The sequence below is a fragment of the Streptococcus sp. 29896 genome, assembly GCF_032594915.1.
Classification (GTDB): Bacteria; Bacillota; Bacilli; order Lactobacillales; family Streptococcaceae; genus Streptococcus; species Streptococcus suivaginalis.
Map to the genome: position 1 here is coordinate 2,119,094 of NZ_CP118733.1, position 13,914 is coordinate 2,133,007.

Below are 13,914 nucleotides of genomic sequence, written 5' to 3' on the forward strand. Positions count from 1 at the left end.
ATGGTATAATATTCTGAAACGAGGTAAGAGAATATATGGAATACAAACTTTTTGATGACTACATCACCCTACAATCTTTATTAAAAACAACAGGATTGTTGCACTCTGGAGGAGCTATCAAATCCTTCTTAGCTGAAAACCAAGTCTTGGTCAATGGCCAGGAAGAAAACCGTCGTGGCAAAAAATTAAGAGTCGGAGACCTTGTAGAACTACCAGAACAGGCTAAAACAATCACCTTGGCGGCTCCAAGTCCAGAAGAAATCCAAGAACATGAGAATGATCTTGCTGAAAAAGCGCGCGTAGCAGCGATTGTGAAGGAAATGAACAAGCAAAACAAATTGCAAAAGCAGACAAAGATTGGAAAAAAACAAGCAAGGGCTCCAAGGCAAACTAAACATACCTCAGAACAAACTGACAGAAGACCTGTCCGCTTCCCAGGTACCTAATATGTGGCTAAAATCTCTACAAATACAGCATTTTCGCAACTATGAACAACTGACCATTGATTTCCATCAGGGGCTAAATGTCTTTTTGGGGCAAAATGCCCAAGGTAAGACCAATATCCTAGAAGCAATCTACTTTCTAGCACTCACACGTAGTCACCGGACAAGAACAGACAAGGATCTCCTTCAATTCAATCAGTCCACCCTCAGTTTACAAGGAGTCTTAGAACGCACTAGTGGAACCATCCCTCTAGACATTCATTTGACAGAGAAGGGCCGCATCACCAAAGTCAATCATCTCAAACAATCTAAACTTTCCGATTACATCGGCCATATGAACGTTGTCTTGTTTGCGCCAGAAGATTTACAGCTAATTAAAGGAGCTCCAGCCCTTCGAAGAAAATTTATGGATGTAGAACTGGGCCAAATCAAACCTATCTATCTATCTGACTTGACCAACTACAATCATACGCTCAAGCAACGGAACGCCTATCTAAAATCAACAGAAAAAGTTGATGAGAACTTTCTTTCCGTCTTAGATCAACAGCTTGCGGAATATGGCAGTCGTGTCATTCTCCATCGACTCGAATTTCTAAAGAAATTAGAAGAGTTTGGTAGTCAAAAGGTTTATGAACTTTCCAACCATATTGAACAATTGACCATTCAATACCAGGCTAGCTTTAACTTTACAGATACTGACAATTTGATTGACACTTTCTTGACAGAATTGTCAAATTGTCGTAAAAGGGACCTTTTCAAAAAAAATACAGGTGTGGGGCCTCATCGAGATGATATTGCCTTTTTCATCAACGATATGAATGCCCACTATGGCAGTCAAGGCCAACACCGCAGTCTCGTCCTCTCTCTTAAATTAGCAGAGATTGAACTAATGAAAGAAATCACCAGAGAGTACCCTATCTTACTATTGGACGACGTGATGAGTGAGTTGGACAATGGGCGCCAGTTAAAATTGCTCGAAACCATTTCTAATACCATTCAAACCTTTATCACAACTACCTCACTAGACCATCTAGTCAATCTCCCAGAAAGTTTAAAAATCTTTCATATTCAGGCTGGAAACATCTCTGATACACAAGAATAATTATTTACACTTTTGTAAATTTTGTTTACAAAAGTGTAAAAGACCCTGTCAATCAGGGTCTTTTTGTTGAATCATTACTGAACTGAATAGTTTGGAGCTTCGTTTGTAATTTGAACGTCGTGTGGATGGCTTTCTTTCAAACCAGCACCTGACATTTCGATGAATTGTGCATTTTCATGCAATTCAGCCAAGTTACCAGCACCTACATAGCCCATACCTGAGCGAAGTCCACCAACCATTTGGAAAATCATATCTGCAACAGAGCCTTTATAGGCTACACGTCCTTCAATTCCTTCTGGAACAAGCTTGTTGGCTTCATTGACAGATGCTTGGAAGTAACGGTCTTTTGAACCTTGTTTCATAGCAGCGATAGAGCCCATGCCACGATAGGTCTTGAACTTACGACCTTGGAAGATTTCTGTCTCACCTGGTGCTTCATCCGTTCCTGCAAACATAGAACCAAGCATAACGGCATGACCACCCGCAGCAAGTGCCTTGACAATATCTCCCGAATACTTGATACCACCGTCAGCGATAATGGTTTTTCCATATTCACGCGCAACACCAGCTGCATCGTAGATAGCTGTCACTTGTGGTACACCGACACCTGCGATGACACGTGTTGTACAGATTGAACCTGGCCCAATACCGACCTTGACAACATCAACACCAGCTTCATAAAGAGCACGAGCTCCTTCAGCTGTGGCAATGTTGCCGGCAATCAAGGTACGAGTTGGGAAGTGATCACGGATTTCTTTGATCTTACGAAGAACACCTGCTGAGTGACCATGAGCTGTATCAATGACAATCGCGTCTGCACCTGCTTCAAAAAGGGCTTCTGCACGTTCAAAAGTATCAGATGTGACACCAACAGCACCCGCAACCAAGAGACGACCAAATTCATCCTTCGCAGCATTTGGGAACTCAATCACTTTCTCAATATCTTTGATAGTAATCAAGCCTGACAAACGACCATTTTCATCAACCAATGGCAATTTTTCAATACGATGCTTGTGAAGAATAGCTTCCGCAGTCGCAAGATCTGTTCCAACTGGCGCTGTTACCAATTCATCACTTGTCATGTTGGTCGAAATTGGCTGTGAGTAATCTGAAATGAAACGCATATCGCGGTTGGTGATAATACCAACCAATTTACGATTTTCCAATGTTTCAACGATTGGCACACCGGAAATACGATAAGTAGCCATCAATTTCTCAGCTTCAGCAATGGTGTGTTCTGGTGTTAAGAAGAATGGATCGATAATAACTCCATTTTCAGAACGTTTTACCTTACGCACCTCATCTGCCTGCTCTGCGATAGACATATTCTTATGGATGACGCCCAAACCACCTGCACGCGCCATAGCGATAGCCATTTTGCTATCTGTTACTGTATCCATGGCAGCAGAAATAATCGGAAGATTAAGGGTCAAATTTGGTGCTAATTGTGTTTTTAAATCAATATCATGTGGTAATACATGACTTTCAGCCGGAATAAGTAATACATCGTCGAAAGTAAAGCCTTTTTTCAAAAATTTAGTGTCCCAGTTTGACATTTTCTTCCTCTTTTCTTATTTAATATGTAGCATGATTGCTATTTGTATTTTAATTATGATAACATTTTGAAATCATTTGTCAATCATTATTCGCTTTAATCTCTTCTTAGATAAAAATTCAGAAAATTCATTCCTACTTTCTTTTAGAAAATCGAACGTTTGGTTTTTACTTACTTTTAAAAAACATGAAAAAAGCAACGTTTTTTCAACATTGCTCTTTGATTGTTAATCTATTTGAAATAGTTGATTCCCATAGCCCCTTTGACTTGATCAAGGGTAGTAGCTGCGACTTGACGGGCCTTGCGACTGCCTTCTTCTAGCATGGCATAGACCTGTCCCATATCCTGTGCAAACTCCAAGCGGCGTTCACGGATTGGTCCCAGTTCCCGTTCTAAAATGTCAAGAAGATAGCGTTTGGTTTTCACATCGCCCAAGCCACCACGTTGGTAATGCTCCTTCATAGCCTCAATCTCAGCCTTATCTTCTTCACGTCCGAAAACATCAAGATAGTGGAAAACCATATTTCCTTCAATCTTACCTGGGTCTTCTACACGAATGTGGTTAGGATCTGTGTACATGGACATGACTTTCTTTTTGAGTGTATCCATGTCATCTGCCAAGTAAATCCCATTTCCGAGTGACTTAGACATCTTAGCATTGCCGTCCAAACCTGGCAAGCGACCAGCTGCTTCATTTTCAGGATAGATACCCTCTGGCTCTACCAAAATATCCGTCTGATAAGCATGGTTAAAGCTACGAACGATTTCACGGGTCTGCTCAATCATCGGTTTCTGGTCATTTCCAACAGGGACAAAATTTGCCTTGAAGGCTGTAATGTCCGCCGCTTGTGATACAGGATAGACCAAGAAACCAGCTGGAATTCCTTCGCCAAATCCCTTCTGAGCAATCTCCGTCTTAACCGTTGGATTGCGTTCTAGACGTGCAACAGATACCAAGTTCATGTAGTACATGGTCAACTCTGCCAATTCAGGAATTTGACTCTGGATGAAAATCGTTGTCTTAGCTGGATCAAGTCCTGCCGCTAGATAATCTAGTGCTACGTTTCCAACGGATTCAACAATCTTTTGCGGTTCCTTTGCATGATCTGTCAAAGCTTGTTGGTCTGCTAAAAAGACAAAAAGTTCATGCTGTCCAGCATTTTGCAGTAGAACACGATTTTTCAAGGAGCCAACATAGTGGCCGATATGGAGTTTACCTGTTGGACGGTCTCCCGTCAAAATAATTGGTTTGGTCATTCCTTCACCTCATCTGATAATTTTCATAAAAAAAGCCCCGCACAGAAACTGTGCAAGGGCGTCAAGGACACGGTACCACCTTACTTAGGAGAACATACTCCCATCTCAATGCACATAAGGCCTGCTAGCCGAATCCTTATTGGTTCGAATTCATTACAAAATCAGTCCATTCACTAATCACCATTACCTGTTTGCAGCGACCACAAGCTCTCTAAAAATGGAAGATTACCTACTCTTCTGATTGAATACAATTATACCGCTTAAAAATTAGAAAGTCAATACTTCCAAGCCTTGACGAGACTGTCTGAATCAGCGATAATAGAGATTGAGTTTATAAGAAAAAAAGGTGAGGTATTGCGACCTATGCAACAAAAACTAAAAGACTTTGCACTTGTGACAGCTGGTTCCATTGTCATGGCTATTGGGTTCAATAGTCTATTTTTAGGAAATAATATCGTATCCGGTGGTGTTGGAGGTTTGGCTATTGCCCTCAACAAACTCTTGGGCTGGAACCCTTCTGACTTTGTCCTTTACTGCAACATTCCCCTCTTGATACTTTGTTGGGTCTTTTTAGGAAAATCTGTTTTCATCAAAACCGTTTACGGTTCCTTGGTTTATCCATTTTGTATCAAGTTGACAGCTGGTTTACCAACCTTGACAGACAATATCTTTCTAGCAGCTATTTTCGGAGGCATCATTATCGGATTTGGACTCGGATTGGTCTTCCTTGGGAATTCTTCCACAGGAGGAACAGGGATTGTCATCCAATTGCTCCACAAATATACACCTCTTCCGCTCAGTCTCGCTATGTCAATCAGCGATGGAATTGTTGTCGGACTTGGTTTTATTGCCTTTGATACAGACACCGTCATGTACTCGATTTTGGCACTAATGACCATTACCTATGTTATCAACCGTATGATGTCAGGTACAGAATCTTCTCGAAACATCATGATTATTTCAGAAAACTTTCCTGAAATTAAAAAATACATTACCGAAACAGCAGATCGCGGGGTGACCGAACTCCCTGTTGTCGGTGGGTTTACAGGTAAGGAAAAACGCATGCTGATGACCACTATTTCCATCCATGAATTTCAGAAGATTGAAACAGCAGTTTTAAACATTGATCAAACTGCCTTTATGGTGGTCATGCCTGCCAGCCAAGTTCGTGGCCGTGGCTTCAGCTTACAAAAAAACTACGATCAAGACATTTTAATTCCAATGTAATTCATTGAAAATTCACCCACTTTCTAGTAAAATGAATCCAATAGATAGAATATAGGAGAAACTATGCTTACAGTATCAGACGTGTCGCTCCGCTTTAGCGACCGCAAATTATTTGACGATGTCAACATTAAGTTTACAGCTGGAAACACCTACGGCTTGATTGGTGCCAATGGCGCTGGTAAATCAACTTTCTTGAAAATTCTTGCAGGCGACATTGAACCATCAACAGGCCATATCTCACTCGGTCCAGATGAACGCCTATCTGTATTGCGTCAGAACCACTTTGACTATGAAGATGAGCGCGTGATTGACGTCGTTATCATGGGGAATGAGCAACTTTACAGCATCATGAAAGAGAAAGATGCCATTTACATGAAGGAAGATTTTTCTGATGAAGATGGTGTTCGTGCCGCTGAATTAGAAGGTGAGTTTGCTGAACTTGGTGGTTGGGAAGCTGAAAGTGAAGCTTCTCAATTGCTCCAAAACCTCAATATTTCAGAAGACCTCCACTACCAAAACATGAGCGAATTGACCAACGGTGAGAAAGTTAAGGTCCTCTTGGCTAAGGCACTTTTTGGTAAACCAGATGTTCTTCTTTTGGACGAGCCAACCAACGGTCTGGACATCCAATCCATCAACTGGCTCGAAGATTTCTTGATTGACTTTGAAAATACGGTTATCGTTGTATCCCACGACCGCCATTTCCTCAACAAAGTATGTACCCACATGGCCGACCTTGACTTTGGAAAAATCAAGATTTTCGTTGGTAACTACGACTTCTGGAAACAATCCAGTGAATTGGCTGCCCGTTTGCAAGCAGACCGTAACGCAAAAGCAGAAGAAAAAATCAAGGAACTACAAGAATTCGTTGCCCGTTTCTCTGCTAATGCCTCTAAGTCTAAGCAAGCTACTTCACGTAAGAAGATGTTGGACAAAATCGAGTTGGAAGAAATCATTCCTTCTAGCCGTAAGTACCCATTTATCAACTTCAAGGCAGAACGTGAGATCGGTAATGACCTCTTAACAGTTGAAAACTTAAAAGTTGTCATCGATGGTGAAACGATTCTTGACAATATCAGCTTTATCCTGCGTCCAGGTGACAAAACTGCTCTCATTGGTCAAAACGATATCCAAACAACTGCCCTCATTCGTGCTCTTATGGGCGATATTGAATATGAAGGTACTGTCAAGTGGGGGGTCACTACTAGTCAATCCTACTTACCAAAAGACAATACTCGTGACTTCGATACAAACGAATCTATCCTTGATTGGCTCCGTCAATTTGCCAGCAAGGAAGAAGATGACAATACCTTCTTGCGCGGTTTCTTGGGCCGTATGCTCTTCTCTGGCGATGAGGTTAACAAACCTGTCAACGTCTTGTCAGGGGGAGAAAAGGTGCGCGTGATGTTATCAAAACTCATGCTCCTCAAGTCAAATGTCTTGGTCTTAGATGATCCAACCAATCACTTGGACTTGGAATCCATTTCCAGTCTGAACGATGGTTTGAAAGCCTTCAAAGAGTCTATCATCTTTGCTAGCCATGACCACGAATTTATCCAAACACTTGCTAACCACATCATCGTTATTTCAAAAAATGGCGTCATCGACCGTATTGATGAAACCTATGATGAATTCCTAGAAAATGCAGAAGTACAAGCAAAGGTACAGGAATTGTGGAAGGCCTAAATAAGATAGAACCAAGGCGAGTCAGCTCGCCTTTTCTTATAAACTATGAAAAAATTTTTTAAAAAATACCCAACCTTCTTTCCTTATTTCCTTTCATTTTTCCTACCTGCAACTATTATGGTAGCTATTTTAGCAAGCAAGGGAATCTGGTGGGGAAGTGATACGACAATTTTAGCAAGTGATGGCTTCCATCAGTATGTCATTTTCCATCAGGCCCTTCGGAATGCTCTACATGGAGATGGTTCTTTATTCTACACCTTTACAAGTGGACTCGGTCTAAATTTCTATGCCCTCTCCTCGTATTATCTAGGTTCTTTCCTCTCCCCTCTTGTTTTTTTCTTCGACGTGGAGACTATGCCAGATGCCATCTACCTGTTAACCATTGTCAAGTTTGGCTTGATAGGACTGTCAACCTACTTTAGTCTAAAACAGTGTTTTAAAAACATTCTGACCAATCTCTTGCTACTGCTGTCAACCAGCTTTTCCTTGATGAGTTTTGCGACTAGTCAGTTAGAAATTTCTGTTTGGTTGGATGTCTTTATTCTGGCACCATTGATTTTGTTGGGCTTGCACTGGTTGATTCAAGGAAAGGGAAGAAAGCTCTACTATCTTGCCCTCACCTGCCTGTTTGTTCAAAACTACTACTTTGGCTATATGATGGCACTCTTTCTCTGCTTATGGTTCCTAGCTCAAGTTAGCTGGCAGCCAAGCCAGTGGAAGAAAAATTGTCTAGACTTTACCCTGGTCTCACTCTTAGCTGCCCTAACTAGTCTCATCATGTTGTTACCAACCTACCTAGATTTAAAAACACACGGTGAGACATTTACAGAGTTGTCAAGAACGTTTACAGAAAACTCCTGGTATCTTGACATCATTGCCAAGAATCTAGTGGGCGCCTTTGATACCACAAAATTTGGCTCCATTCCAATGATCTCTGTTGGACTTTTTCCTGTAATTGCAGCCCTTTGTTTCTTTACAATCTCTACAATCCCAAGTCGGGTTAAACTCGCTTATGCAGGTGTATTTGCTGTCCTCATCGCTAGTTTCTATTTGCAATTCTTAGACTTACTATGGCAGGGAATGCACGCGCCAAATATGTTTCTTCATCGCTATGCTTGGCTCTTTTCTCTTTTACTAATCTTTACCGCAGCTGCTGCCTTAAACAGGGCTTCTGATATTTCGAAATCAGCTGTCTATGCTATTTTTAGCTTCTTACTAGCAGGTATCGGAGCAACCTATTTATTCAGAGAACATTATGCATTTTTAGAGACTGTCAACTTCCTTTACACCCTTGAATTTCTTTTCGCCTATGCCGTTCTTTTCTGGGTCTTGGTCCATCGAAAACTTTCTTTCCAGCTCTTTGCTCTGTCTAGCTTACTCTTTAGTCTTTTGGAAATCTCTCTCCACTCCTACTATCAAGTGACTGGACTAGCCAATGAATGGCATTTTCCAAGCCGTTCCAATTATGAAGAGCAGTTGACAGACATTGACAATCTTGTCAACTATACAAAAGAAGAGCAAGAAGAATTCTATCGGATGGAAAGACTGTCGCCACAAACTGGTAATGATAGTATGAAATTCAACTATAACGGAATTTCGCAGTTTTCTTCTATACGAAACCGATCCTCCAGCTCTGTTCTGGACAAATTGGGCTTCCGTTCAGATGGAACCAATCTGAACCTCCGTTACCAAAATAATACCATCATTGCAGACAGTCTCTTTGGTATTCGTTACAATTTAGATGAAACAAATCCTGAGAAGTTTGGCTTTCTTTTCGAAAAAAGTACGGACACCATTAGCCTCTATGAAAATCAATATGCACAAGGACTTGCCATTCTTACAGAGGGTGTTTACACTGATTTTGATTTGACCAAAATGACCTTGGATAACCAAACCAACTTCCTTAATCAGCTGACTGGACTTGATCTCCGTTACTTCTATCCTATCTCTATCCTAGCTTCTAGCAATACAGAGGTATTAGAAAATCGTGTGACTGTCAATCAAGTTGATGGACAAGAAATGGCTTCAGCTACCTATACACTCCATGTGCCTGCGAATAGCCAAGTCTATCTCAATTTGCCACACCTAACCTTTACCAACAGCAACTCAGAATCCATCCAAATTTCTGTTGCTAGCACCAGTCTGCAGTATGGGATTGACAATAGCTTCTCCTTCTTTAACGTAGGCTATTTCCAAGAAGAGCAAGAAATCACAGTCACCCTCTCCTTCCCTCAAAATAGCCAGGTTTCTTATGACCAACCTCAATTTTTCCAACTACATACCCAGAACTTTCTTGAAGCTGCCCTAGTTTTACAAGAAAAGGACATTACAACAACAGTTTCAGGTAATCAGGTAGACATCTCCTACACGAGTCAAGAAGAAGCATCCGTCCTCTTGACCCTGCCTTATGATAAGGGTTGGTCTGCTACATTGAATGGTCAACCTGTCACAATCAAAAAAGCACAAGGTGGCTTTATGAAAATAGATGTCCCTGCTGGCCAAGGCAAACTCCAACTGACCTTCATACCTCAAGGATTTTTCCTGGGACTAGGACTCTCTATTCTGGGACTGCTTGGGTTTATTCTCTATGAATGGCGGAGAAGAAAATGGAAACAGGCACTTTTAAAGCCTCAGACCTAGTCTTCTCATCCCCATGTTTCAATAAAAAAAGAGGTCGAATGATTCGACCTCTTTTCAATCTCCACTGCTGAAAAAGAAAAAGCACCTCACGGTGCACTACTCCGCCAACAGGGCTCGAACCTGTGACATCATGATTAACAGTCATGCGCTCTACCGACTGAGCTATGGCGGATGATACAGTCCGTACGGGATTCGAACCCGTGTTACCGCCGTGAAAAGGCGGTGTCTTAACCCCTTGACCAACGGACCATAATCAGAACAATATCTAGTATAATCTATTCAAAATTCTTTGTCAACACTTTTTTTCATTTTTCTCAACTTGACATCCAAAGTTCTTTGATGTACAATGAAAGAGTTGTCGGTTCCATAGCTCAGCTGGATAGAGCATTCGCCTTCTAAGCGAACGGTCGCAGGTTCGAATCCTGCTGGAATCAAAAAAAGAGTCTTCATTTTGAAGGCTCTTTTCGTTTTTCCATCCATAATTGATAGTTGATAAAGAGGGCAGGTACTAAGAGAAAATAAAGGGCCGCTTCATTAAAACGAGTAGAAAGCTGGGTCGATACGATGACGCCACAAATAAAAGAAAGAATTGTATAAAAAATAGCCAAGCCCTGTTTCAGATTAGTTGTATTCTTTTCCATAACTCCTTTAAACCAAAGGTAGGAAGCATTTTTTACATTTCCAGTCATCATCACATTGGCATAGGGATGTCCTCTTAGGTGTCGAAAACTTTCAACCTGAATAGAAGCTGCAAAAGCAAGGATGGCAATCGTAAAAAGTGGGGGAAAGAGATGTGTCAACAAACAATCTAATAATAGCAAACCTGTGATGACCAGGCTAGATGAAAAATGCCAAGGCCACTTACGTTCTATGAAAGCCCTCTTCATCAGATAAGTAAACCATTGTCCCAGACAGAAAAAAATAATGGGTACCAAAAAACTAAAGGCCTGGTAGAGATTTCCTAAGGCCAGATGATAGGCTAAGTAGATAACATTTCCTGATTGCACACCAGCAAATCGCCCTTCTTGGGTCAAGTAGGTAAAGGTATTCAGATAGCCACTCATAAAGGTCAAACTCAGGGCAATCCGCAATCCTTCATAGACTCGATATGTTTTTTTCATTTCCTAAACTCTTCCTTGTTTCACGTGAAACCTTACTTATGGTAAGGACTTCCTTGTTGAATCATAAATGCTCGATAAATCTGCTCCACCAAAACAAGTTTCATCAACTGATGGGGCAGGGTCAGTTTTCCAAAGCTCAGCAACAAATTCGCTCTGCTTTTTACAGAAGGATCCAAACCAAGGCTACCTCCAATCACAAAACTAATGGTCGAGTAGCCTTGCAAGGTAGCACTGGCCAACTGTTTACTAAAATCCTCTGAAGGAAATTGTTTTCCTTCGATAGCTAAGACAACAACAAAATCCCGTTCTCCAATTTTAGGAAGAATCCGGTCTGCTTCTTTTTTCAGAATAGCCTGGTTTTCTGCTGAACTTGCCTTATCCGGTGTCTTTTCATCAGCTAACTCAATTAGTTCTAGCTGGGCAAAGCGAGAAATTCGTTTACTGTACTCAGCCAAGCCATCTTTCAAATATTTTTCTTTTAGTTTTCCAACACTAATCACTTTTACTTTCATATATCTAGTGTACCACAAACTCAGAGTACTGGACTGATAAATATTAAACTGCTTGTCCACAAAAGTTATCCACAGCTTGTGGATTGCATTTTTGAGCGTTTAAGTTATAATTAAGAAAACGGTTATATGATTAAGAAAAACTTAAGAAATATGGAGGAGTACTTATATGAAAAAATACCTCAAATATATCATTTTATTCCTATTTGGTTTTGGTGGTGGCTTGGCTGGTGCCTTAACGCTTGGTCTTTTCCAGGGGAATTCATCTAATCAACAGGCTGGAACGACCCAGGTCAGCACGGTCAGCTATGATAATGAAACCTCTGTCACTCAGGCTGTGGAAAACGTACAAGATGCTGTTGTATCGGTTATCAACTACCGACAGGCAAGTGCCTCAACATTTTCTTCTATTTTTGGAACTAATACAGCAAGTTCAGATGAATTACAAGTTGCTGGTGAAGGTTCTGGTGTCATCTATAAAAAAGATGGAGATACTGCCTATATCGTAACCAATACTCACGTAATTGATGGGGCTGAAAAAATTGAAATCTTGCTGGCCTCTGGCGAAAAAATCCAAGGGGAGTTGGTCGGATCGGATACCTATTCTGACCTAGCCGTTATCAAAATTTCTTCTGAAAAAGTGACAACAGTAGCAACCTTTGCAGATTCTGATACCATTCAAGTTGGAGAAGTAGCAATTGCTATCGGTAGCCCGCTCGGCAGTGTCTATGCCAACTCTGTGACACAGGGAATTGTCTCTAGTCTAAGTCGTACGGTCACTTCGCAAACTGATGATGGTCAAACCATTTCAACAAATGCAATCCAAACCGATACAGCCATAAACCCTGGTAACTCTGGGGGTCCTTTAGTCAATATTCAAGGACAGGTTATTGGAATCAACTCAAGCAAAATTACATCTAGTTCAACTTCTGGACTTGGGGTCTCTGTCGAAGGGATGGGATTTGCGATTCCATCAAATGATGTGGTCACTATTATCAATCAACTGGAAAGTGCTGGCAAGGTCACACGTCCGGCTCTCGGTGTTCATATGGTCAACTTGACAGATCTCTCAACTAGTCAGCTAGCAAGTGCTGGTCTCGACAATCTCTCCATTACATCAGGAGTTGTTATCGTTTCTACACAAGCAGGACTTCCTGCTGATGGGGTATTGAAGCAATATGATGTCATTACAGAGATTAATGGCCAAGCAATTGAAAATAAGAGTGATTTACAAAGCGCCCTTTATAAACACAGCATTGGCGATAGCATAGAAGTGACTTTCTATCGTAACAATCAAAAACAAACTGTTTCCATCAAGTTGACACACTCAACAGAAGACTTGACAGAATAGTCAAGACCAACTCTACTTTACACTATTGTAAAGTAGAGTTTTTTTTGCTAGAATTAGCCTTATGGAAGAATTAATCTATCTATCTCCAACTGATATTATTCCCAATCCCTATCAACCACGCCAACAATTTGATCCTGACAAGCTTCAGGAATTGGCCCAGTCTATTCAGATGAACGGGATTATTCAACCCTTGATTGTTCGAAAATCGGCTATCCATGGCTATGAATTGCTGGCTGGTGAAAGACGGTTGCGAGCAAGTAAACTAGCTGGCTTAGAGACAGTTCCTGTTATTGTCAAGGAGCTGACAGATAAGGAGTTGCTCAATCAAGCCATTATCGAAAATCTCCAGCGCTCAGATCTCAATCCTATCGAGGAAGCCCATTCCTATCAACGGCTCATTGAGCGGGGTATGACCCATGACGATATTGCTGGACAAATGGGAAAATCACGGCCCTATATCAGCAATATCCTCAGACTCTTGCAGCTCAGTCCAGCCAGTCAAGAAGCAGTCGAAAGTGGCAGGCTGAGCCAGGGACATGCTCGACTTCTCATCGGATTGTCTGAAAAGGAGCAGCAAGACTGGATTGAGACAATTGAAAAACAGGAAATGAGTGTTCGAAAACTAGAAAGTATCTTGGCTCCTCGAAAGAAAAAAGGAGTAGCTAAACAAGATCTGTTCAAACAAGAAATCGAAAACCAACTGCGCAAGCGTTTTGGAACTCTGGTTCAGATTCACCAAAAAGCAAATGGGCAAGGAAAGCTATCCATCCACTTTTCAAACCTAGAAGAATTAGAAAGACTTATCAACAACTTAAAATAACCCTGTGAGTGGAAATTTTTCATCGACAGGCTTGTACACAGACAAAAGAAGCAGAAAAGGCTGGTCTTACCAGTCTTTTTTATATTTTCCACATATTGTGGAAAACTTTTTTAAACAATGTGAATTAGTTTTTTTGTCTGTGGAAAACTTTTGGGATTTATGGTACACTAGGGGAAAGCATTTCTCATCGAAAGGAGGCAGTC

At 41.2% G+C, this 13,914-nt stretch carries 11 protein-coding genes, 3 tRNA genes and 1 other annotated feature; of the genes, 8 read left to right on the forward strand and 6 right to left on the reverse strand.

Features of this window, described 5'->3' with window-relative positions; genetic code table 11:
* Positions 1-35: 35 nt before the first annotated feature.
* Positions 36-446: a S4 domain-containing protein YaaA gene (yaaA, locus tag PXH68_RS09790; protein ID WP_248028558.1), complete on the forward strand. Its 411-nt coding sequence runs from the start codon at positions 36-38 to the stop codon at positions 444-446.
* A gap of 1 nt (position 447) precedes the next feature.
* Positions 448-1,545, forward strand: coding sequence for a DNA replication/repair protein RecF (gene recF / locus PXH68_RS09795; protein ID WP_248028559.1), 1,098 nt, complete (start codon positions 448-450; stop codon positions 1,543-1,545).
* 74 nt (positions 1,546-1,619) lie between these two features.
* Here recF and guaB read toward each other — a convergent pair whose 3' ends face one another.
* The gene (guaB, locus tag PXH68_RS09800) at positions 1,620-3,101 is read right to left on the reverse strand and encodes an IMP dehydrogenase (RefSeq protein WP_105129924.1); all 1,482 of its coding nucleotides are present in this window, start codon (positions 3,099-3,101) and stop codon (positions 1,620-1,622) included.
* Between the two features lie 230 nt (positions 3,102-3,331).
* A complete protein-coding gene (gene trpS, locus PXH68_RS09805; protein ID WP_205030880.1) occupies positions 3,332-4,357 on the reverse strand; it encodes a tryptophan--tRNA ligase in 1,026 nt (341 codons plus the stop codon).
* A gap of 51 nt (positions 4,358-4,408) precedes the next feature.
* Positions 4,409-4,612 (reverse strand) — a binding site (T-box leader).
* Between the two features lie 108 nt (positions 4,613-4,720).
* Between trpS and PXH68_RS09810 the strand changes: the two genes are divergently transcribed.
* The 3 genes from PXH68_RS09810 (at position 4,721) to PXH68_RS09820 (ending at position 9,910) form a co-directional block, all read left to right on the forward strand.
* Positions 4,721-5,584 (forward strand): YitT family protein, encoded by an 864-nt coding sequence (locus PXH68_RS09810; protein WP_248028560.1) that lies wholly within the window; start codon positions 4,721-4,723, stop codon positions 5,582-5,584.
* A 63-nt stretch (positions 5,585-5,647) separates the two neighbouring features.
* The gene (locus PXH68_RS09815; protein WP_248028561.1) at positions 5,648-7,270 is read left to right on the forward strand and encodes an ABC-F family ATP-binding cassette domain-containing protein; all 1,623 of its coding nucleotides are present in this window, start codon (positions 5,648-5,650) and stop codon (positions 7,268-7,270) included.
* 45 nt (positions 7,271-7,315) lie between these two features.
* Positions 7,316-9,910: a YfhO family protein gene (locus PXH68_RS09820; protein WP_316715722.1), complete on the forward strand. Its 2,595-nt coding sequence runs from the start codon at positions 7,316-7,318 to the stop codon at positions 9,908-9,910.
* A gap of 99 nt (positions 9,911-10,009) precedes the next feature.
* Here PXH68_RS09820 and PXH68_RS09825 read toward each other — a convergent pair.
* Together PXH68_RS09825 and PXH68_RS09830 are read right to left on the reverse strand one after the other, a co-directional pair.
* Positions 10,010-10,082, reverse strand: a tRNA-Asn gene (locus tag PXH68_RS09825).
* 5 nt (positions 10,083-10,087) lie between these two features.
* Positions 10,088-10,159: transfer RNA gene (locus tag PXH68_RS09830), tRNA-Glu, on the reverse strand.
* A gap of 111 nt (positions 10,160-10,270) precedes the next feature.
* Between PXH68_RS09830 and PXH68_RS09835 the strand changes: the two genes are divergently transcribed.
* A tRNA-Arg gene (locus tag PXH68_RS09835) sits at positions 10,271-10,344 on the forward strand.
* Between the two features lie 12 nt (positions 10,345-10,356).
* Here the strand turns inward: PXH68_RS09835 and PXH68_RS09840 are convergent.
* A complete protein-coding gene (locus PXH68_RS09840; protein ID WP_248028563.1) occupies positions 10,357-11,031 on the reverse strand; it encodes a YoaK family protein in 675 nt (224 codons plus the stop codon).
* A 32-nt stretch (positions 11,032-11,063) separates the two neighbouring features.
* Positions 11,064-11,543 (reverse strand): 23S rRNA (pseudouridine(1915)-N(3))-methyltransferase RlmH, encoded by a 480-nt coding sequence (gene rlmH / locus PXH68_RS09845; protein WP_172043794.1) that lies wholly within the window; start codon positions 11,541-11,543, stop codon positions 11,064-11,066.
* 148 nt (positions 11,544-11,691) lie between these two features.
* Between rlmH and PXH68_RS09850 the strand changes: the two genes are divergently transcribed.
* Positions 11,692-12,891: a S1C family serine protease gene (locus PXH68_RS09850; protein ID WP_248028570.1), complete on the forward strand. Its 1,200-nt coding sequence runs from the start codon at positions 11,692-11,694 to the stop codon at positions 12,889-12,891.
* A gap of 61 nt (positions 12,892-12,952) precedes the next feature.
* Complete coding sequence (locus PXH68_RS09855) at positions 12,953-13,711, forward strand: ParB/RepB/Spo0J family partition protein (protein WP_205030876.1); 759 nt, start codon at positions 12,953-12,955, stop codon at positions 13,709-13,711.
* Positions 13,712-13,914 lie beyond the last annotated feature (203 nt).

Excerpts from the sequence above, each read along its gene's own strand:
- yaaA (WP_248028558.1), top strand. The coding sequence starts at position 36 with ATGGAATACAAACTTTTTGATGACTACATCACCCTACAATCTTTATTA.
- recF (WP_248028559.1), top strand. The coding sequence starts at position 448 with ATGTGGCTAAAATCTCTACAAATACAGCATTTTCGCAACTATGAACAA.
- guaB (WP_105129924.1), bottom strand. The coding sequence starts at position 3,101 with ATGTCAAACTGGGACACTAAATTTTTGAAAAAAGGCTTTACTTTCGAC.
- trpS (WP_205030880.1), bottom strand. The coding sequence starts at position 4,357 with ATGACCAAACCAATTATTTTGACGGGAGACCGTCCAACAGGTAAACTC.
- PXH68_RS09810 (WP_248028560.1), top strand. The coding sequence starts at position 4,721 with ATGCAACAAAAACTAAAAGACTTTGCACTTGTGACAGCTGGTTCCATT.
- PXH68_RS09815 (WP_248028561.1), top strand. The coding sequence starts at position 5,648 with ATGCTTACAGTATCAGACGTGTCGCTCCGCTTTAGCGACCGCAAATTA.
- PXH68_RS09820 (WP_316715722.1), top strand. The coding sequence starts at position 7,316 with ATGAAAAAATTTTTTAAAAAATACCCAACCTTCTTTCCTTATTTCCTT.
- PXH68_RS09840 (WP_248028563.1), bottom strand. The coding sequence starts at position 11,031 with ATGAAAAAAACATATCGAGTCTATGAAGGATTGCGGATTGCCCTGAGT.
- rlmH (WP_172043794.1), bottom strand. The coding sequence starts at position 11,543 with ATGAAAGTAAAAGTGATTAGTGTTGGAAAACTAAAAGAAAAATATTTG.
- PXH68_RS09855 (WP_205030876.1), top strand. The coding sequence starts at position 12,953 with ATGGAAGAATTAATCTATCTATCTCCAACTGATATTATTCCCAATCCC.